Here is a 20,449-nt window from a genome sequence, read left to right as displayed (position 1 = left end):
TATTTGATATGGTATTCGATTCACTAGTATAGATATTATAGTCGCACTAGAGAGAGGAAGTTTAGTCTTGGATCCTTTATTCGCGCAATATAATTCGAAGAAAAATGCTGGTTTTTTTAACTGGTGCTTCATTAATTAAGTAAAGAAATGATCTTTCCCGACAGGCCTTTTAATGGAAGCAAAATTATAGGAGTAATTAAAACGGGCTATCGGCTGGTTCTTTAAAAAGAGCATTGATGAAAAACTAACTAAGTAATCGTCTTTCTTAATTGACTAAACACTGTGCAGCAGAGATTATTGTTTTTTGGAGGAATATGTAAAAGGATGTACTTAAAGAAGCAGGTTAGCTGTACAAGTTATAAATTTAATGGTTTAAAGTTAAAAAGCATTTCTTTGAATAAGGAATGCTTTTTATTCTTGGTAAAAAAACTAACAATAATAAAGTTATCTAAATTAATAAAAATTTATTGCAAAACAATAAAATATATATTAAAATCAAAATCAGAATAAATAAGTGAGGTGCTTATTATGGTCAGCCTGGAGATATTTTATAATACAAAAGTGACGAAGACAGTTAAACATTGTGGAGGAAACTTAATATAACAATTATTAGGGGAGGTAAAACCATGGACATTAACAATTTGATTATTGAAAATATTGCTAAACCTCATGAGCTGGAGAGAATGTATAGAAAAGACCCCAAAGCTTTTAAAAAGTCATTCTCACACGCATGGGAACAAAATCCTGATTCTCAGGTACTTGGCGTTTGGTATGAAAGATTGCATTTCAAGGAGAGGGCAAATACAGAAAAATCTTCCTTGCTTCAAAAAGATTTTTTATTCATGGGCACTTTAGCCATTCTGGCCGGGATAATCACCAGGATCATTTTCCATTTTGTCGAACAGGAAGCAATTGCTCCAATTAACCTGGCTTTTGGTATAATTCCCTTTATTGCTGCCTATTTTGTTTACAATAATACTCCGAAAAAAAGAGTTATTTATTCTCTTGTAGCGTTGTTCCTAATTTCCGGGTTTTATCTTAATATGCTGCCATTAAATGATGAAGACAGTATTATCCTTGCTTATTTACACCTTCCTATATTCTTATGGGTATTGGTAGGGCTTGCATTTACAGGAAATGAATATTCAAAAAGCAGTACAAGATTAGCCTATATTAAATTTAATTTGGAATATTGTATTCTCTACGCCAGCATGGCAGTTAGCGGAATGGTGCTAGCAGCATTAACCATGCAGTTATTTAACTTTGTTGGTTTGGATATAGAAGACTTCTATTTTAGTAATGTCGTTTTATTTGGTGCTGCTGCTCTCGCTATTGTAGCTGCATACCTGGTATCAATGAATCTTAAACTTGCTAAGAATATTACACCATATATAGCTAAAATTTTTAGTCCTCTTGTCCTGGTCACATTGTTGGTCTATCTAATAACGGTTATATGGGTAGGAAAAAATCCATTCTTGGACCGCAATTTCCTGATAGCCTTCAACGGAATACTCCTTGGTGTATTGGCCGTTACCATATTTTCCATTTCGGAAAGCGACTCAGACGAGAAAAAGAACATTTCAGATTATATAAATTTTGCCTTAATTGTTCTTGCGCTTATCATTGACAGTGTGGCTTTGTCAGCCATCGTGTTCAGACTTTCTTCTTATGGGATTACGCCTAATAGACTTGCTGTTTTAGGAATAAACATACTTATCTGGGCAAATCTAATTTGGATTATGCTCTCCTATATGCGTTTTCTACAAAACAAATCCGGACCTTCAACTATCCAAGATGCAGTAACTAAGTATTTGCCGGTCTACGGACTTTGGGCAGCTTTCGTTACATTTACTTTTCCTATAATTTTTAATTAGAAAGGCTCTGTTAATGTAACGAACACCTAATCTTCTAAACTTTTGCACTTCGAATTATTCCCGATGAATGGCATACGCGATTAGGTCATGATTTCGGGTATAAAATGACGGAATCGGACGAGGCAATACACAATCCGTTTCTTTTGTTCTATGAGCATAGATGTCAGCCGTTATTCTTATAGTGGAATGCCCTAACCTGACACTTACGGTTTTAAGGTCTATTCCCTGTGACAATAGGAAAGTGGCTGACGTGTGACGAAGGTCATGTGGTCGAATATATCTGAGTTTATTTCTTTATAAAAATCGCATCCATTTTGTCCTTGGATAAGATTTAAAGTATGGAAGTCCAAATTCGTTAGCAAAGACAAAGAAGTAGTTACTACCTTGCCTTTCGTCTTGTAGCAATTCTTTCTCTCTAAATCGCGTACTTGGTATCTTTTAAAGAGTGGAATCAAATTTGGAGGTAATGCAATTTCACGAATAGACCCCATTGTCTTCGGATCTTTTAGTAAGAATCCCCCATCTTTTAAGTGTAGCAAGGAGTGAGTTACATAAATGATTTCCTTTTCTAAGTCTATATCTTCCCATTGTAATCCTTGAAGCTCTCCTCGTCTTAAACCGCAAGGAATCGCAACACTAAAGTATAACCCGAATTTGGAGTAGAAAACTTTTTGGTTCTGCTTCTTAACCACTTCACTCATCGTTCGAATCCCCATTTGGATTTCCTCATCAGTTTAAGTGCACTTCATGCGAAAAATGGTGCTTTGCTTGGTCAGATTCCCCGGTCCTAATTGGGTACTTATAGAACAGTTCTAATCATATTCTTATAAAAGAAATCTATATGAAGGAGTAAAAGAAGGAGGTTGCGCTAGTTGAAAAAAGTTACAGTTAGATTACGGCCCATTGTACATAAGTAATACAGAGTAACAAACATTTAGTGATTTGTTTTAATCTTCTGTTATTAGTCAAAATTGTGGAAGTTTCTTGATATTTGAGAGCCGTAAAATTATCCATTACCTTGAAGCTTTAAATGAGATAAAGTCGAACCTCGTCTTTTAATGTAAAAAATTAGGGGTTATAATATAATTTACGCAATAGTAATATAACGAGTAAATAAAATATAGGTCGATTAATTCAAAGGTGGTAAAAATGAAACAAAAATTAGTTCAATTAAAAGATAGGTTAAATGACCTGAGTAAACGAAACAGATCAATTCGAATGCTAAAGTTATACGATAAATGGGCGTTTGATTTAAGTTCAATTGATAAGCTAGATCAGAAAACAAATGCGAATACTGTAGTTGAAAGAGTGATAGACCAAAAAGGAAATGTTGTTCTGGTAAAACAAGATGTAAATAATAATGAATCATTAGTGCAATCTGGTAAGTTAACTTCTCTATACCGTAATATTAAGGGAATTGAAGAAGAGACAGGGTTGTATGATTTATATGTTGGTTACCCCTTTGTATCTGGCTGCATGTTAGATGGAACATATATTCGATCTCCTTTATTTTTATATCCAGTAAAACTTGAACGAGAACGAGTGAATGGTACTCAGTGGAAATTGTATGTAGAAGAAGGGGAGCCTCAGTTAAATCGAACACTTATTTTAGCCTTTAAAAAATTTAGTGGATTAGATATTGACGATAAAATATTTGATGAAGCTGAAGAGCAAGCAAAATCGATAAACTTCTTAAAATTGATCACTTGGTTAAAGGAATATTCGTTTAATATTCTCTGGAATAACCAACCAGAACTTGAAAAGTTTATTGATTACAAGCAGGATACGATACCAGAATTCCAAAAGGGTCAATTTCAACTAGATAATATGGCCATCTTGGGAAATTATCCGCAAGGAAACTCTGCTTTATTAAAGGATTATGAGGATTTAATTACGGAAACGGAAAATGGCAATGGTGATTTAGGCATTATTGCTGAACTATTACAAGCTGGAGAAAGCTTTAATCCATCAGAATCTGAGCAAGATAACTCGAGTCATGAGGATATAAAGCCAGAGAAAGAGAAGTTCTTTGTTCTTGATACAGATGCATCACAGGAGGAAATTATTAATGAGGTAGATAGAAATCGTGGTTTAGTTGTTCACGGGCCACCAGGTACAGGTAAATCACAGGTCATAGTAAATTTAATCGCGAATTCTATCGCTCAAGATAAAAAAGTGCTATTAGTATGTCAAAAAAGAGCTGCACTTGATGTTGTTTATCAACGATTAGAATCATTAGGATTATCTTCACACGTTGCCTTGTTGCATGATGAAAAAAATGACCGAAAACCATTATATAAAAAGCTGCATACCTTACTGGAAGATGATAGATCAATTCAGGACTATGAAAACGATCTCATTCAACTTTCTAATAAAATTGAAGAGTATGAATCTAAGCTAAACGCAATTGCTAAGGGACTATATGAAGTACAATCGCATGGATATAAGGCCTACGACTTATATGGTTTAGGAAAGCCGATCTCTGAAATTGATGTCATTTTGGAATTAAAGGAAGTACTCCATTCACTTACCAAAGATAATCTTGATGAAGTACTAATGAAAATATTTTCTTATGGTAACTATTACAGACGATTTGGTGGAGAAAACTATCCATTAAAGGACAGGCAGTCATTCGCAAAACTAGAGCTGAAAGACCGACTGACAATCGTAGAAATAGTAAAAAACGTGATTGAAAAAGCAGAGACGAGCATTGAATATTTAAATAAATTTGATCAAGAAGACATCACCCCAGAATACACATGGCTTATCAATGATAAATTAGAGAAAATCTACGAAGATTTGAATCCCGATGAAAAACGATCATTGCAAAAACTCCGATTATGGTGGTGGACATCTTTTACTGGCAAGACAATCGTCGAGGAACTTTTAAACGGGGAGAAATTTAAAGGCGTTTCTTCAAAAGAATGGCCACGAGTAAGGGAAAGCTTAAAACTTTTATTTGATTTATCCCAAGTATCAGAGAAAATGTCAAATGAAATGAAATCTTTACAGCCTTATTTTTCAGATGAATTAGTGAAAAAATATTATGAGAGAATCTCTAAAGGGGATATTCCTTTAAAGGAATTTGAACAAAAGCACGAATACATTATCCAGGACTTTGAAGATTTACGTAATATGGATCGTGAATACGATGCCAATTTACCAAATATAAAAAAGATGATCGATATGCTGAAAGATAAAACTGGTGATCATATTCATAAACAATTATCAGACGAGTGGGTAGATATCGTTAAGCAATCCACTTTTATCCATTGGATTGATGATATTGAATCAAAGCATCCAATGCTAACAAAGATTGGTACGGAAGAAATCGAAAAAGTACGGGAACATTTTAAGGGATTATTATTACAGAAGAGAGATCTTGCAGTCAAAGTGCTTATCAACCGTTTACTAAAGAAATTAAATCAAGTGAAACAGACAAACAGTAAAGCAATGAAGGAATTAAAGCATCAGGTTGGTAAAAAGAGAATGATTTGGCCAGTAAGAAAACTAGTTAGAGAGTTTTCACTAAATGGACTTCTTGACGTAATGCCAATCTGGTTGACTTCTCCAGAAACTGTCTCAGCTATATATCCTTTAGAAAAAGAACTCTTTGATATCGTGATATTTGATGAAGCATCACAATGTACAGTTGAAAATGGGCTTCCAGCTGTTTATCGTGGAGCGAAAATTGTCGTTGCCGGAGATGAAAAGCAATTACCACCTTCAAGCCTTTTTAAAGGTGCAATACAAGAGGATGAAGATGATGTTGAAGTTGATGATTTCAATGAATCAGAAAGTCTTTTGAACTTAGGAAAGCGAACATTACCTGAAAAAATGCTGCAATGGCATTACAGATCTAAATCAGAGGAGTTAATAAATTTCTCAAATCATGCCTATTACAATGGAAATATACAAATCGCACCTAATGTCGAACCCTTACGGAAGCCAGCTGCGATTCAATGGCATAAAGTTGATGGACTTTGGGTTAATCAGAGTAATGAGGTTGAAGCGAAAGCAGTAGTTGATTTACTCAAAAATACCATAATCAAAAATCCATCAAAAACAGTTGGTATCATCACCTTTAATGCAAAGCAACAAGATAAAATTCAAGACATAATTGATGCTCAAGTAGAAGCTGATCAAGAGTTTGGTGTATTGTATCAACAGATTATGAGTAGGGACTTGGATGAAAGAGTATTTGTTAAAAATATTGAAAATGTCCAAGGGGACGAAAGAGATATCATTATTTTTTCAATTGCATATGCAAAAAATAATGAAGGAAGAGTCTATAATCGATTTGGTACGCTAGGCCAACAAGGTGGAGAAAATCGTTTAAATGTTGCTGTTACTAGATCAAAAGAGGAAATTCATGTAGTAACAAGTATCGAACCCAATGAACTTAGCGTAGGTTCAACAAAAAATGATGGACCGAAATTTTTAAAGAGTTATATGGAATATGCAAAAGCTGTTTCACAAGTTAAAAAAGAAGAAATCGAAGCTGTTCTATCTAACCTGAACGAAAAACAAAATACAAAAAAACAAACTGGTCCATTACTATTTGATTCGCCATTCGAAGAACAGGTATACAATGCGTTAACAAACTTAGGGTATAAGGTTGATACACAAGTTGGAATGTCTGGATATCGAATCGATCAAGCAATCGTACACCCTAATCATCCTGAGAAGTATATTCTTGGAATTGAATGTGATGGCGCTATGTACCATAGTTCACCTTCAGCTAAAGAAAGGGACGTATATCGACAAAGATTTTTGGAAACCAAAGGGTGGAAGATCACTCGAATTTGGAGTCGGAATTGGTGGAAGAACTCAAGTGCGGAAATTGAAAAGATTGATCAATTAGTAAAAAAATTAGTTAGAGAAGAGAGTATTAAGAAGGAAGTTATGGCTTAGTTTAAAAATAATTTTAGGTATACCGATATTGGTATACCTATTTTTGTATGAATGGAAACATAATCCTTGCGTTGACATGAACAAATTAATCCAAATAACAAGATGATACCGTAGCAGCCTAAACACACTAAAAAAACAGTAAACCAATAACGCGGTTCTTGTCCTTGGAAGAACTTTAAGCGCAAGAACCGTCCTCATTCTTCACCCAAGCTTTTAAAGTTATAAAAAGGGAGTTAGTTAATATTATGCATCTAACTCTCTACTATATGGAAATGATGGCTGAGCCCCACTTTTGGTAACTGAATAAGCTGCTACTGTTTGGGCGAAGTGAATTGATTCAGTAATGGTTTTCCCCTCTGCAATAGAAACCCCAAAAGCGGCGTTAAAAGCATCTCCTGCTCCTGTGGTATCTACAGCATTTACTTTAAGCGCATCAAGTTGGATAATTTCCTCAGCATGGTTGTTGAATACAACTCCATTTTCTCCTAATGTTACAATGATATGTTTAACACCTATTCCTTTTAACGTATTAATTATTTCCTCATTTGTTCCAAAATCTCTACCTAATATTTGTTTGCTTTCTGTCTCATTAGGTGTTAGGTAGTCTATATGTTCTAATAATGTAGCATTAAGTTCAATTGCTGGAGCTGGGTTTAGTATAATAGGTATCTTATATTTCTTTGCTATTTTAACAGATTCAATAACAGACTCAACTGGAACTTCTAATTGAAGGAGTAATACGTGAGCCTTTTTAATTACTTGTTCTGCTTTACGTATTAGTTTAGGAGAAAGGTTACTATTAGAACCTTGAGATAAGATTATCGAATTCTCTCCCTGTTGGTTAACAGTTATGAATGCAACTCCAGTATTTTTATTTGGTACGGCATGTATATAATCAGTTCCAATACCTTCATTTTCAAAAATACTCTGAAGTTCTTTACCATATAGATCATCACCTACACAGCCAATGATATCAACATTCGCACCAAGTCTTTTTGCTGCAACTGCCTGGTTAGCACCTTTACCTCCAGGAATTCTTCGAAAATCATTACCTATGATTGTCTCACCATTCTTAGGAAACCTTTTAGTGAAAATGACGAGATCCATGTTGATGCTACCAACAACAACAACGTTTATGTCACTCATTTTCTCACCTTTTCCCTCAGACTGGTTTGTCTTATTATTAATTCAGGCTTCATCAATTCTTTAACAAAATCAACTGTTTCAGAGCTATTATTTATCGTTTTTAATAGAATTTGTGCGGCCTTTATTCCTATGTCATATATAGGTTGTTTCACAGTAGTAAGTTTTGGATTCAAATACTTTATAAATGGAATGTCATCGTAGCCAACAATACCTATTTGTGATTTGTTTTTTGATAACACCTCTAATACACCTAGGGCCATTAGGTCATTCGCGACGAAGACAGCATCTGGTGGATTAGAATGAGCTAGTAAACGTAACATTGCATTATAACCACTTTCTTCGTGAAAATCACCTATCTGTACTAAGGTGGGATCGTATAGTATCCCAAATTCCTTTAGAGAATCTAAATACCCTTTATATCTGTCCTCAGCAGTAGAACTATCTAAAGGTCCTCGAATATGTGCAATCCTTGAGAAACCTTGCTCAATTAAATGGTTAGTAGCAATATTTCCTCCAAAACGATTATCGGTTCTCACCGAGTTTACGGGTAAGGAATCAGTATTTACATCAATCATCACGAGGGGAAGATTTTGTTCAGTAAATTCTTGGATATGGTTCCTCTTTATTTCACCTGCAATGATAATACCATCGACAGATTTTTGCTTTAAGGTCTTAAAATGTTTACTTAGTTTTAAAATATCGTTATCAGAATTACAAACTATTATAGAATATTTTTCCTCTTGTAATGTATCTTCGACAGCTCGAGCTATAGCAGGGAAGAAAGGGTTAGATATATCAGGTATTATAAGTCCAATGGTTTTGGTGTCACCATTCACAAGACTCCTTGCAGCCTGATTAGGAGAAAAATTAAGCTTCTCTATGGCTGCTTTTACTTTTTCCTCCGTTTCCTTATTAACATAACCACTATTATTAATCACTCTAGATACTGTAGAAATTGAAATGCCGCATAGTTTTGCTACATCTTTCATAGTAGCCATCGTTATACCCTCCTTTTAAGAAAAATATGGAAGCCTTTTCATATACTTCAGAAATATGTTTTTAATTTCAATTAAATTCGTATTAATAATTAAAAAATATTGTTGCATAAACTATGGTTACGCTTACATATATTCTTGGTAGGTATTAATATCTAGCGAAAAGAGGGGGGCGGAATTCTTTTAGTGCAAAGCTTTTCAATCAAATTTTCTTAATTGTACAAACATATATCAGTAAGTAAGCTCTTGAAAGGAGGCGTGAAGATGATTGTTGCTTTAGGATGCGACCATGCAGGTTTTCCGCTAAAAGCTGAAGTTATTGATCATTTGAAATCACTTGGAATAACCGTTATAGACTATGGGTGTCATTCAATAGAAGAAGTGGATTTTCCTGATATTACAAGATCTGTCTGTCAATCAATTAAAAGTGGTGAGGCAGAGAGAGGGATAATGGTTTGTGGCACAGGGGTAGGCGCTAGCATTGCAGCAAACAAGTTTGTAGGAATAAGGGCTGCAGTATGCCATGATATTCATTCTGCCCATCAAAGTGTAGAACATGATGATGTAAATGTCATGTGTATTGGAGCTAAAATTGTAGGTCCTTGGTTAGCAAAGGATTTAATTAATGCTTTTTTTAAGGCAGAATTCAGTACAGAGGATCATTTTAGAAGGAGAGTTGGTAAGTTGCATCAATTAGAATTAGAGATTGCTAGAGAATTACAAAATAAACTTAGTCCTAGCTAGAAATTTCTTCTTTAATAGCTTGATACTAAACCAAAACATCCGGGGGGATTGTAATGAAGAAGAGGTCTAGTCGTCTATTCCTAATGATGGTAGTTTCAGTACTTTTCTTATTTAGTGTTATTGCGTGTTCGAACAAACAATCAAATGGAGATAAAGACAGTACAGACAATGGCAATTCAAATAGTAAAGAAAAAGTTGAAATAACTTTTTGGCACAACTGGGAAACTGGACCATCTGGAGAATCAATTGAAAAATCTGTACAAAAATTTAACGAAACTCATCCGGATATTGTTGTTAAACCAGTCTATGTAGCTCCAGATGGAGGGGATTCTGTTAGTTCAAAACTAGTTACTGCAGTTGCAGGTGGGAACCCACCAGATGTAATGCTTGCAAGTAGATATGGAATAGCTGAATATAAAGAAGCTCTTGAGCCAATTGGAGAGTTAGCAGCGAAAGATGGTATAACAGAAGATAATTTTTATAAATGGGCCTGGGGGGAAGCATCTTATGAAGGTGAGTTATTAGCACTTCCATATGATGGAACGGCAAGAGCTTTATTTTATAATAAGGAACATTTTAGGGAGGCTGGATTAGATCCTGAGAATCCACCAACTACTATTGAAGAATTAGAGATTGCAGCTGAAAAGTTAACGAAGAAAGAAAATGGAAAATATACTAGATTTGGTTTTATCCCTTGGTTTGGTGAAGGATGGCTATATTCATGGGGTTGGGCATTTGGTGGTGAGTTTGTTGATAACGATAATATCGTTACGGCAAACGATCCTAAAATTGTCGATGCTCTTAAATGGGAAACAGACTTTGCTGAAAAGTTTGGAATTAAAGACGTAACGAGCTTTGTTAGCTCTGCGGGTACTAACGCTACGAATCCTTTCTTTACAGGTCAATTATCCATGATGGTCACTGGAAACTGGATGCTCAGCCAAATTGAAGAATATGCTCCAGATTTAGATTATGGCGTTACTTATATCCCTACACCTTCTGGAGAGGACTTCAATACGTTTGTAGGAGGTAGGGTGCTCCTAATTCCTAAAGGCGTGAAAAATCTAGATGCTTCTTGGGAATTTGTTAAATGGATGTGTGCTACCGAAGAAGGTCAAAGTTTTAAAAAGATTACTGGTGAATTTGCAGCAATGCCAGAGGTAAATGAAAAGTTATATGCTGATGATCCAAGTCAAGATATCTTCCTTGAGGTATTACCGAATGGTAAATATAGACCAGTAGTGTTAGCAGGAAATATGATGTGGGATGAGTTGGCAAAGGCACCTGATTTAGTAATGAATAAGCAAGGTACTCCTCAAGAGATATTAGATGGAATAACAGAAAAAATTAATAAAGAAATAGAAAATAAGAAAGCACAATTAGAATAACTGAATAAAGGAGAAGGATATACTATTCTTCTCCTATTAAATAGGAAGGGAGGGGTTGTTATTGTCTAATCTTACAGAGGTTACTAATGTTAAAGCGAAAGCCAGTAAAAAAACGACTAGTATGGAAACTAGAATACGGCGAGCAGGCATTTTATTTGCTCTTCCATGGATTATTGGTTTATTAGCATTCTATGCATACCCTCTATTTAGCTCTATGTATTATAGTCTTACAAATTACAATGTCATTAGTCCATCTCAGTGGATTGGATTCGAAAATTACATCACACTTTTTAACGACGATCTATTTTGGAAAGGGCTCAAGAATACACTAGCTTATGCATTGATGCAAGTTCCGTTAGCCATTATGTTTGGGGTAACACTTGCAATGCTACTTAATTTGCCGGTATTCGGTCAGGGCTTTCTAAGGACAGTATTCTTTCTCCCGTCCTTATTACCTGTAATAGCTACTACAATATTATGGCAATGGTTATTAAATCCTCAATTCGGATTGGTTAATGCATTTCTTGAAAAAATTGGTATAACAGGGCCTGGGTGGTTAGGGGATACAACTTGGTCTAAACCGTCATTGGTCATTATGACGCTATGGGTATTAGGAAACTCTATCTTAATCTATTTAGCCGGACTTCAGGATATTTCCAAAGATTATTATGAGGCAGCAGACATTGATGGAGCTAATTGGTTGCAAAAAACATTCCATATTACGATTCCGTTATTAACACCAGTTATATTCTTTAATATGATCATGGGAGTTATTCATGCTCTGCAAGAATTCACATTACCTTATGCGCTTACCTATGGGACGGGGAACCCGGCAGAATCCCTTCTATTTTATTCGATGTACCTTTATAATAACGCCTTTTTGTATATGAAGATGGGCTATGCGTCTGCAATGGCTTGGATTTTGTTTGTAGTTGTAATGCTTATTACGGTGGTCCTACTAAAATCATCTGGTAAATGGGTATTTTACCAAGGTGACGATTGAGGTGATGAAGTGAAGACCAACTTGGTAAAAAGAATAGCTATCCCCATTCTTTTATTATTGGCGGCAGTAGGTTTTGCTCTCCCATTTATCTGGATGGTATCCACATCATTAAAAGCAGCAGACCAACTCTTCGTTCACCCTCCAGTTTGGATACCTAACCCAGTTAATTGGGAGAACTATGTGCATGCTGTGACTGAGATTGCATTTTTTACACAATTTAAGAATTCTCTGATCATCGCTACGATTTCTACTGTTGGCGTCATCATATCTTGTCCATTAGTTGGATATACATTTGCAAGATTAAAGTGGAAGGGGAGAGACACTTTATTTCTTATCACACTAGCAGTTATGATGATTCCTTTCCCTGTAACGATGGTTCCCTTATTTATTGTATGGTCAAAGCTTGGACTTGTTGGAACATTTATGCCTCTGATAATTCCAGCATTCTTCGGTGTTCCTTTCTATATTTTTCTTATGAGGCAGTTTTTTAAACAATTACCTAGGGATTTAGAAGATGCAGCAAGAATAGATGGCTGTTCAGAATTTGGTATATATTTACGTATCATGTTGCCGCTATGCCAACCGGCGGTTTTAACTATTGCTTTATTTCAATTCATGGCATCATGGAATGACTTTTTAGGTCCACTTATTTACTTGAACGATGAAACAAAATATACATTACAACTAGGTTTACAACAATTTAGAACAGCTCAAGATACGGCATGGGGCCCATTGATGGCAGCCTCAGTATTAGTTGCTTTACCAATCATATTTCTTTATTTTATCGTTCAAAAAAGGTTCATACAGGGCATCACCTTTGGCGGTGTCAAAGGTTAATAACATAATAGATTAGGATAATAAGAAGGGTGGATATTAAATGACTTCAAATGTAACGTTAAGAGACAAATTTCTAGGATGTATTGCAGGTGCACATATTGGTTCAGCAATGGGAGCTGCTGTTGAAGGCTGGTCATATCAAAAAATAGAGGAAACCTACGGAACTGTCGACCGACCATTATCATACGAACATTATAACAATGGGTGGAAGAGAGAGCCGGGTACGACTGAGGATGGCATTGAAAGACAAAAATTAATGATCACAGCTATCATTGAAAAACAAGACCGAGTAAATGCGGAAGATGTTAAAAACATGTGGATTAGAGATATAAAACCAATCTCAATCGGAATGGTCTCAGAACCTTTCGAAGCAACATTGTTAGCTATGGCGAAGAGTGGAATTCCTGCAAGAGATTTAGGGAAATATTGTGATTATGCAGGTTTAAACAGCTTTGCTCGTTCATGTCATCCAATAGGCTTAATAAATGCTGGAGATGTAAAAGGAGCTAAAGAGGATGTATTAGAGGTTGGTCAACTCTACCAGACTTCAAATAGCAGAGGCCTCAAATGGGCGACGGTAACAGCTTTATCAATTGCGGCAGCAACAACACCAAATGCTACTGTTGATAGTGTCATTGGAGCAATATATGATAACTGTGATCAAGACCTTGTTGTAAAAGAAATCGACAAAGGACTTAAACATACAGCAAATTGTACAGATTTTAGAGAATTACGCGTAGCTTTTGATGATATTTATAGCGGAAAAGGAACACCATATGCATTTGCTTCAGCAAATGAAGTTGTAACAAAAGGTATTAGTATCTTTAGAATGGTAAAAGGGAATTTAAAAGAAGCTATGATATCTGGTGTTAATTTGGGTAGAGATATTGATTGTATTACTGCAGTAGCTTCAGGGATTTCAGGCTCTCTGACTGGAGTTTCTTCTTTGCCAGAAGAATGGATTAAGCAAACGGACTATGCGACTAGTGTAAATATCTACACGAACTCGCAAAGAACAATTAAAGAAACGGCAGATGGATTATTTGATGCGTATCAGGCGAGACTTGCAAGAATGCAAAATTTTATTAAAGAAATGGCGAGTGTCTAACTAAGAGAATTTCAATAAAATTCAAGTGCAGTCAGTGTTCTTAGTAATTTGCACGTTTTCACTAACATGTCAGAATACTTAGGATACGATTGGCTAATCCGGTATTAACAATAAACCTAATTTATTAAGATCTCTTCGAGTATGTAGAGATCTTTTTATTTAATTTTTCACAACAAAGTAATAATCATAAAAATAGTAGGGAGAAAAGCGATACTTATGAGTGATAAAAAGTTTCATAGTACTACTCTCACTGTTTCCAAAGGAATGCATACTTTTTCATCATTATTTTTTAATTCCAAATGATTAATGAACAAGTCTAAACATGTTCCTTCGAGGAGTGTCGGTACGACCTTGACCACCGGTTTCTGAGTAAGAATAAAAAATTATTTTATCAACGTTTCTTACACACATAGTAAGGAACGTTTTTTAGTGTGCCAGGTATATTCTAGGGATTGAATGTGATGGTGTTATGTACCATAGTTCACGTTCAGCAAAAGAAAGGGACGTATACAGACAAAAATTTGTAGAAACAAAAGTATGGAAGAGCAATTTTTGTATGATAGGAAACTTCTTTCTAAGGTAAATATTCCTTTTTCCATTAATGAAATCGTTTAATTTATGTACTAAATATGGGCCACTGCAATATTTTGATCAAGTGCTTGATGTAGTGGTTAATTATTGGGGGTTAAAAGACTTACGACCTATTGCACCTCGAACTGAAAAAAGAATTGAAATTTTAGAGTATCACACAAGATTGAAAAAACACGAGATCGATTTAGTCGTTTTCAAGGGAAAACTGATCTACATTAATTAGTAGAGGTTTCAGAATATACGCGGGGAAATTAACCTTCCACTTATCGGCAATCCGACACGATTCCTATTGTTTTTGCTTTTTTTGATTTTTAAAGAAAAAGTAGTTGACGATGGAAATAAAATTATGATATTATTAAAAATTTGATAAAAAATGACATATATGATAAACTTAAGAAGGTTACCATATATGGAGGTGGATTATTTGTTTCAAATTGGCGATAACATTGTTTATCCAATGCACGGAGCAGGTATAATTAAAGCCATAGAAGAAAAGGAAATCTCAGGAGAAAAACAACAGTATTATGTCATAAAAATGTTAATCAGTAATATGCAAGTCATGATTCCTACGGTTAAAATATTGAGTTCAAGTATACGCCCAGTCACTGACATAATTGTATTAAAACACATCATACACACTTTTCAGCATGGAGAAACAGATAGATTACTGCCGTGGAAACAAAGGTATAAAGTGAATTCGGACAAAATAAAATCGGGGAAAATAAAAGAAGGTGCTGAAGTTGTACGTGATTTAATGCGTATGAAGAAAGAAAAAGCACTTAATACAAGCGAAAAAAAAATGTTGGATAACGCACATGAATTTTTGATTAGTGAACTGGGATTAATTAAAGGGATCACTGAAAATCAAATAAAAAGTTTCTGTTAAGGTTAATTGTAGATAATGTATGACATCTCCCGAAAATATCCTGAATTTTTTGGGAATATGATTATTATTAAAAGTAAATCTTTTCAAAGACATTCAACTTCTTCAACTCACCCATAGAGAGCATTAACCTCTTTTGTTATTTCTACAATCTAATCCATTTTTATTATTTAAATTTTTTTTACGAACATTTGAAGTTTCATCAAATAACTCGATAAAATAGTCACTTGATTTTTGCAATCCTGATTCACACTGGCACGGACAAGGAGCCGTAAGGATGAAAGAGAGGTAGGGCTTTCATTGTTTTAGGTATACAATATATTATCTAAGTCATTATTTCTAGAAGAAAAAACAATCAATCTCACACCATCTTTAAGAAATTTTTACATCTACTGTGACAGTGAATAGTAATTGTTTATCTTCTTACGTAAAAGGATAAACGAATTGGTAACATCATATGGTCAACTACAAAAATGGTTTCCAGACCTGGAAACCATTTTTAATTTTATTTACATAACAATAGTAAAACTACTGGTGATGGTTTAAATCCTTGGATGAAGGGCAACACGTACAATTTGATGTTGTAAAAGGAGACAACGTGGCTCTCAAGCAGAAAACGTATCTAAAAATTAAATTGATCTCCTACCTCTTTGTCACTTTCTTTTACTTCAATGGTTTCCCCGAATAATTTAAATTTCACTTCAGCGATAAATTTTTATTAGCCGAAAGTAATTCCCCACTTCGATAAGTGGGGAATATTTTAATCCGAGTTAATTCTATTCGTTTATTGAAAAATACATTTTGGCTGGTTAAATTCATCTTTTTACAATAAATGGTGGTACAGTTAACCTGTCCCCTTGTCCCCCTATAATTATGTTGCCGTGTTGGGGCTTCTTAATAAAAGATCTGATATAAAGTATGATCGTGCTTATGGCAGAACATTGCCTGCCGCACGATAGATTCCATACCATTCTTCGCGCGAAAGATGAACTTCGCTTGCCCTACAGCAGTCTTTTAATCTGCTCTCGTTCATCGTACCGATAACTGGTTGCATATTCGCGGGATGGCGCAATAGCCACGCGATCGCAATCGTAGTGTTGCTAACTTCATATTTGTCAGCGACTTCATTAATCTTTTGATTCAATTCCGGAAACTTGTCATTTCCAAGGAATACTCCTTCAAAGAATCCATATTGAAAAGGAGACCAGGGCTGAATCGTGATATCGTTTAGTCTGCAGTAATCTAGTATGCTACCATCTCTATTAATAGCAGAATCATTCTCCATGTTCACATTAAAACCATTTGAAATCATGTTTGCATTCGTAATACTTAATTGGAGCTGGTTTGCCACAATTGTTTGTTTGACTGATTTTTTAAGGAGTTCAATTTGTGTTGGATTTTGGTTGGAAACACCGAAATGCCGCACTTTACCTGAACTCTCAAGAGTATCAAAAGCCTCTGCTACTTCTTCAGGCTCTACTAATGTATCTGGACGGTGTAGAAGAAGAACATCTAGGTAATCTGTATTCAATCGTTTAAGAATTCCGTCTACAGATTCTAAAATATGTTCTTTTGAAAAATCGAACATTCCTTGTCGTATACCACACTTTGATTGCAGGAAGATTTTTTCACGGATATTATCGTTCATGTGGATCGCATCAGTGAAAATCTCTTCACACTCTCCGGCACCGTATATATCAGCATGGTCGAAGAAATTTGCACCTAAATCCAGCGCTGTTTGGACAAAGTGCTCAGCCTTGTTTTTTTCTAGTGAATTAATACGCATGCAGCCGACTGAAATGACCGGCACTTCTAATGTGCTGTTTCCAAGTTTTATTGTTCTCATGATTATATTCTCCTTATTTTTGTAATAGAGTACTTTGATTAGCGTCGGATACATACCGAGATAGGGGAGTCCTTACCTTTCATACTCTTTACATCATGATTCGTTGAGTCGTTCAGCAGTTCCTGGTGTTTAAGTAAACGTTGGAGCTACAGCGTTTACATTGATACTTTGAGAAGACCCTTCTAACGCTAGCACACGTGTTAACTGGTTTACTCCGCCTTTTGTAGCGCAATAAACAGCATGATCTTTAATTCCAACATACTAGCTTGCAAGCTTATATTGATCATTCTTCCGTATCCTTGCTTAAGTTAATTTAATAAAAGTTCATGCGTGGTGATAGATAGTATGAATTGTTCTAAATTTATTATAGTAAAATCGGTAAAATATTTAAAGTACTGAAGTTTTTTAAAGATACTTACAATAACTTTACTTACTATACAAAATGATAGATTTACAAATGAATAATTATTAATAATAATAATGCTCATCAATCAACTTAGTTATTGGACATCGTCCAAATCTGTTCCTAGAGTTTTCAACTTTAATAACAAATAAGTTAAAAAAACAACAGCTTGGTGTTGTAAATGTCAGAGCTTTTATAGGGAATTTATATAGTTACCTAAAGTAAAGTAGGTTACTTTTCTTATATGTAGTTAAAAACATTTTACTACTTTAAATGTTTAATTGTTCTATGTAAAATAAAAGAAAATATTCTATAAATATTTTTATAAAAAGTTTTTTCCTTAATCTTTAGTTGATAGGATCACTAATAATCCTACTATCTAAAGATTTGGTTTTTCAGTATGAAAAGTTTAACCGGTTTAGCTTTAAAATCATAACCGTGGTACTTTGAAACCTAGAAAATCTCAGGTCGATGGTTAAGAGAGTCAGCGACTTAAGATTACGCTTGGAAAAGAAAGAAAGCGCTTAAAAAACTAAATCTCTGAGGAATTTATAATGAGTATCCAACAGACACAGATCTCACAGTGTTAAATAATGGAGTGCATATGCCAAAGCTTGGTCTTGGTGTTTGGCAAGTAGAATCAGTTAACACAAAATAAAGTAAGGAGGATAATGAAATGAAAAAAATTGGCTTTATCGGATTAGGTACAATGGGCCTTCCAATGGCAGGACATTTATTAAACAACGATTATGAAGTTATTGCGTATAATCGCACGAGAAATAAAGCCGACTCCCTTGAAAAACAAGGAGCAATTATTGCATCTTCACCTGAAGAAGTTGCTAAAAAAAGCGAAATTGTTTTCACTATGCTAACTGCGGATCAGGCAGTTGAAGAAGTTATTTTAGGTGAAAAAGGCATTATTAAAGGAGCACATGCCGACTTAATTGTTGTCGATAGCAGTACAATATCGCCAAATACAAGTAAAAAAGTAGCAGAGAACCTTTTAAACGAGGGCATTGAAATGTTAGATGCACCTGTTACTGGTAGTGAACCTCAAGCAATTGAAGGTATTTTAACTTTTATGGTTGGTGGAAAGAAAGAAATTTATGAAAAATGTGAGCCTCTATTTTATGTGATGGGGAAACAAGCTTACTATATGGGGGAAAATGGATTAGGTTCATATACGAAACTAGCTAATAATACGATGGGTGCTATTAATCTATTATCCTTTTCAGAAGCCATAACAATGGCAGCAAAATCTGGGGTTGATCCTGAGCTATTTATAAAAGTCGTCAGCGGCGGTGGTGCTAGAAGCGGGATGATGGATAATAAAGGCCCGAAAGTATTAAATAGAGATTTCTCACCTCATTTTATGACTGATCTTATTTATAAAGATCTAGGATTAGCAGCTGATGTTGCTAAAGAACTTGAACTACCTACCCCTGTTTTATCCTTAGTAAAAGAAATGTTTCAAATGGCAAGAGCTAAAGGATATGGGGGCGAAGATATGAGTGCAGTAATAAAATTGTATGAAGAATTAGCAGGAATCGAAGTAAAAAAGAATTAAAGCCTTGTAAAAGGAATGATCTCTACTAATCGTTAAAAACTCTACAACCGGTAATTATCTGTTGTTCTCAGTCTTATCTCAAGAAATATAATCATTTTTTAGTAATTCATTTTTTTCTCTAGGATCAATATTTGCAAAATAAACAAAATTCATGACAGGAGTGTTTCAAAATGAAATATCGTCGTTTAGGTAATAGTGGGTTAAAAGTTAGTGAAATTGGACTTGGTAGCTGGCTAACATATGGAGAAACGATAGGGAACCAAAACGCTATTGATTGTATTCATCAGGCTTATGAGCTTGGTATTAATTTTTTTGATACCGCAAACGCATACAATCGAGGCGAAGCTGAAAAAGTGGTTGGTGAAGCCCTTAAATCTTATTCTAGAGAAAGTTATGTGCTTGCAACAAAAGTGTTTTTTCCTATGGGAGATGGTCCGAATGATCGAGGCCTTTCACGAAAGCACATCATGGAGCAATGCAATGCAAGCTTAAAACGATTAGGTGTTGATTATCTTGATCTTTATCAATGTCATCGATTTGATGAAGAAACACCAACAGAAGAAACATTACGTGCATTGGATGATTTAGTTCAGCAAGGAAAAATCTTATATTACGGTGTTAGTGAATGGACAGCAGCACAGATTACGGATGCTGTACATATAACAAAAGAAAAAAATCTACGACCACTCGTTTCAAATCAACCAATCTATAACATGCTTGTACGCTATATCGAAAAAGAAGTTTTACCGGTTTCTGAAAAAGAAGGGATTGGACAAGTTGTCTTTTCACCTTTAGCCCAAGGAATTCTTACAGGTAAATATAAACCAAGTCAAGTGATCCCTTCCAACACTCGTGCAGCCAATGACAACATCAATCGTTGGATTAAAAGCTACTTAAATGATGATGTTTTAGAACGAGTTGCCCGCTTGGAAGGAATTGCAAATGATTTAGGAATTAAATTATCCCAATTAGCCGTTGCCTGGATCTTAAGACAGCCTGGTGTTAGCTCGGCAATTGTCGGAGCAAGCCGCCCGGAACAGGTAACTGAAAATGTGAAAGCCTCTGAAGTTGAGCTTTCTAATGATGTATTAACTGAAATTGAATCTATTTTAAAAGAAATTGATGGATTTGTACCTATTTGGTAAAAGGG

At 35.0% G+C, this 20,449-nt stretch carries 17 protein-coding genes and 1 pseudogene; 12 read left to right on the top strand and 6 right to left on the bottom strand.

Features of this window, described 5'->3' with window-relative positions; genetic code table 11:
- The first annotated feature begins 626 nt into the window (after positions 1 to 626).
- Positions 627 to 1,874, top strand: coding sequence for a DUF4153 domain-containing protein (locus tag HUW50_RS22680; protein ID WP_185653355.1), 1,248 nt, complete (start codon positions 627 to 629; stop codon positions 1,872 to 1,874).
- A 54-nt stretch (positions 1,875 to 1,928) separates the two neighbouring features.
- Here HUW50_RS22680 and HUW50_RS22675 read toward each other — a convergent pair whose 3' ends face one another.
- The gene (locus HUW50_RS22675) at positions 1,929 to 2,108 is read right to left on the bottom strand and encodes a hypothetical protein (RefSeq protein ID WP_260445583.1); all 180 of its coding nucleotides are present in this window, start codon (positions 2,106 to 2,108) and stop codon (positions 1,929 to 1,931) included.
- The gene (locus HUW50_RS22670; protein WP_185653354.1) at positions 2,093 to 2,590 is read right to left on the bottom strand and encodes a site-specific integrase; all 498 of its coding nucleotides are present in this window, start codon (positions 2,588 to 2,590) and stop codon (positions 2,093 to 2,095) included. Before HUW50_RS22670 ends, HUW50_RS22675 begins: the two co-directional genes overlap by 16 nt.
- A 433-nt stretch (positions 2,591 to 3,023) precedes the next feature.
- Between HUW50_RS22670 and HUW50_RS22665 the strand changes: the two genes are divergently transcribed.
- Positions 3,024 to 6,788 carry an AAA domain-containing protein gene (locus tag HUW50_RS22665; protein ID WP_185653353.1) on the top strand — a complete coding sequence of 1,255 codons (3,765 nt, stop codon included), beginning with the start codon at positions 3,024 to 3,026 and terminating at the stop codon, positions 6,786 to 6,788.
- 243 nt (positions 6,789 to 7,031) lie between these two features.
- Here the strand turns inward: HUW50_RS22665 and rbsK are convergent, their stop codons facing one another.
- A complete protein-coding gene (gene rbsK, locus HUW50_RS22660) occupies positions 7,032 to 7,934 on the bottom strand; it encodes a ribokinase (protein WP_066332887.1) in 903 nt (300 codons plus the stop codon).
- Positions 7,931 to 8,932, bottom strand: coding sequence for a LacI family DNA-binding transcriptional regulator (locus tag HUW50_RS22655; protein WP_185653352.1), 1,002 nt, complete (start codon positions 8,930 to 8,932; stop codon positions 7,931 to 7,933). The genes rbsK and HUW50_RS22655 overlap by 4 nt, the downstream gene beginning before the upstream one ends.
- Positions 8,933 to 9,193: 261 nt before the next feature.
- Here HUW50_RS22655 and rpiB point away from each other — a divergent pair, with 261 nt between their 5' ends.
- The 8 genes and pseudogenes from rpiB to HUW50_RS22615 all read left to right on the top strand — a co-directional run bounded on the left by rpiB (position 9,194) and on the right by HUW50_RS22615 (position 15,486).
- Positions 9,194 to 9,673 carry a ribose 5-phosphate isomerase B gene (gene rpiB / locus HUW50_RS22650; protein ID WP_185653351.1) on the top strand — a complete coding sequence of 160 codons (480 nt, stop codon included), beginning with the start codon at positions 9,194 to 9,196 and terminating at the stop codon, positions 9,671 to 9,673.
- A gap of 53 nt (positions 9,674 to 9,726) precedes the next feature.
- Positions 9,727 to 11,061, top strand: a complete 1,335-nt coding sequence (locus HUW50_RS22645) for an ABC transporter substrate-binding protein (protein WP_185653350.1) — start codon at positions 9,727 to 9,729, stop codon at positions 11,059 to 11,061.
- 61 nt (positions 11,062 to 11,122) lie between these two features.
- The gene (locus HUW50_RS22640; RefSeq protein ID WP_260445582.1) at positions 11,123 to 12,064 is read left to right on the top strand and encodes a carbohydrate ABC transporter permease; all 942 of its coding nucleotides are present in this window, start codon (positions 11,123 to 11,125) and stop codon (positions 12,062 to 12,064) included.
- A gap of 9 nt (positions 12,065 to 12,073) precedes the next feature.
- Positions 12,074 to 12,901 carry a carbohydrate ABC transporter permease gene (locus tag HUW50_RS22635; RefSeq protein WP_066332879.1) on the top strand — a complete coding sequence of 276 codons (828 nt, stop codon included), beginning with the start codon at positions 12,074 to 12,076 and terminating at the stop codon, positions 12,899 to 12,901.
- Positions 12,902 to 12,941: 40 nt separating this feature from the next.
- On the top strand, positions 12,942 to 14,009 hold the full coding sequence (locus HUW50_RS22630; protein WP_185653349.1) for an ADP-ribosylglycohydrolase family protein: 1,068 nt from the start codon (positions 12,942 to 12,944) through the stop codon (positions 14,007 to 14,009).
- Between the two features lie 442 nt (positions 14,010 to 14,451).
- Positions 14,452 to 14,592, top strand: coding sequence for a hypothetical protein (locus HUW50_RS27640; protein ID WP_396652653.1), 141 nt, complete (start codon positions 14,452 to 14,454; stop codon positions 14,590 to 14,592).
- 45 nt (positions 14,593 to 14,637) lie between these two features.
- Positions 14,638 to 14,819, top strand: a pseudogene (locus tag HUW50_RS22620) (acyl-ACP desaturase); the annotation flags it as partial.
- 190 nt (positions 14,820 to 15,009) lie between these two features.
- Positions 15,010 to 15,486, top strand: a complete 477-nt coding sequence (locus tag HUW50_RS22615) for a CarD family transcriptional regulator (RefSeq protein ID WP_185653347.1) — start codon at positions 15,010 to 15,012, stop codon at positions 15,484 to 15,486.
- 925 nt (positions 15,487 to 16,411) lie between these two features.
- Here the strand turns inward: HUW50_RS22615 and HUW50_RS22610 are convergent.
- Both HUW50_RS22610 and HUW50_RS22605 read right to left on the bottom strand, forming a co-directional pair.
- A complete protein-coding gene (locus HUW50_RS22610) occupies positions 16,412 to 17,329 on the bottom strand; it encodes an aldo/keto reductase (protein WP_066332871.1) in 918 nt (305 codons plus the stop codon).
- A gap of 129 nt (positions 17,330 to 17,458) precedes the next feature.
- Positions 17,459 to 17,581, bottom strand: coding sequence for an SDR family NAD(P)-dependent oxidoreductase (locus HUW50_RS22605; RefSeq protein WP_260445720.1), 123 nt, complete (start codon positions 17,579 to 17,581; stop codon positions 17,459 to 17,461).
- A gap of 827 nt (positions 17,582 to 18,408) precedes the next feature.
- Between HUW50_RS22605 and HUW50_RS22600 the strand changes: the two genes are divergently transcribed.
- On the top strand, positions 18,409 to 19,299 hold the full coding sequence (locus HUW50_RS22600; RefSeq protein WP_066332869.1) for an NAD(P)-dependent oxidoreductase: 891 nt from the start codon (positions 18,409 to 18,411) through the stop codon (positions 19,297 to 19,299).
- 170 nt (positions 19,300 to 19,469) lie between these two features.
- A complete protein-coding gene (locus HUW50_RS22595; RefSeq protein ID WP_185653346.1) occupies positions 19,470 to 20,444 on the top strand; it encodes an aldo/keto reductase family protein in 975 nt (324 codons plus the stop codon).
- The last annotated feature ends 5 nt before the right edge of the window (positions 20,445 to 20,449 follow it).

The sequence above is a fragment of the Metabacillus sp. KUDC1714 genome (assembly GCF_014217835.1).
GTDB lineage: Bacteria > Bacillota > Bacilli > Bacillales > Bacillaceae > Metabacillus > Metabacillus rhizosphaerae.
The sequence above is the reverse complement of the archived record's forward strand: the minus strand, read 5'-3'. Positions and strand labels throughout refer to the sequence as shown.

What these genes read in the sequence shown, in the direction of transcription:
- HUW50_RS22670 (WP_185653354.1), bottom strand. Translation starts at nt 2,590, where the DNA reads ATGGGGATTCGAACGATGAGTGAAGTGGTTAAGAAGCAGAACCAAAAA.
- HUW50_RS22665 (WP_185653353.1), top strand. Translation starts at nt 3,024, where the DNA reads ATGAAACAAAAATTAGTTCAATTAAAAGATAGGTTAAATGACCTGAGT.
- HUW50_RS22595 (WP_185653346.1), top strand. Translation starts at nt 19,470, where the DNA reads ATGAAATATCGTCGTTTAGGTAATAGTGGGTTAAAAGTTAGTGAAATT.
- HUW50_RS22610 (WP_066332871.1), bottom strand. Translation starts at nt 17,329, where the DNA reads ATGAGAACAATAAAACTTGGAAACAGCACATTAGAAGTGCCGGTCATT.
- HUW50_RS22655 (WP_185653352.1), bottom strand. Translation starts at nt 8,932, where the DNA reads ATGGCTACTATGAAAGATGTAGCAAAACTATGCGGCATTTCAATTTCT.
- HUW50_RS22630 (WP_185653349.1), top strand. Translation starts at nt 12,942, where the DNA reads ATGACTTCAAATGTAACGTTAAGAGACAAATTTCTAGGATGTATTGCA.
- HUW50_RS22645 (WP_185653350.1), top strand. Translation starts at nt 9,727, where the DNA reads ATGAAGAAGAGGTCTAGTCGTCTATTCCTAATGATGGTAGTTTCAGTA.
- HUW50_RS22615 (WP_185653347.1), top strand. Translation starts at nt 15,010, where the DNA reads ATGGAGGTGGATTATTTGTTTCAAATTGGCGATAACATTGTTTATCCA.
- HUW50_RS22680 (WP_185653355.1), top strand. Translation starts at nt 627, where the DNA reads ATGGACATTAACAATTTGATTATTGAAAATATTGCTAAACCTCATGAG.
- rpiB (WP_185653351.1), top strand. Translation starts at nt 9,194, where the DNA reads ATGATTGTTGCTTTAGGATGCGACCATGCAGGTTTTCCGCTAAAAGCT.
- rbsK (WP_066332887.1), bottom strand. Translation starts at nt 7,934, where the DNA reads ATGAGTGACATAAACGTTGTTGTTGTTGGTAGCATCAACATGGATCTC.
- HUW50_RS22600 (WP_066332869.1), top strand. Translation starts at nt 18,409, where the DNA reads ATGAAAAAAATTGGCTTTATCGGATTAGGTACAATGGGCCTTCCAATG.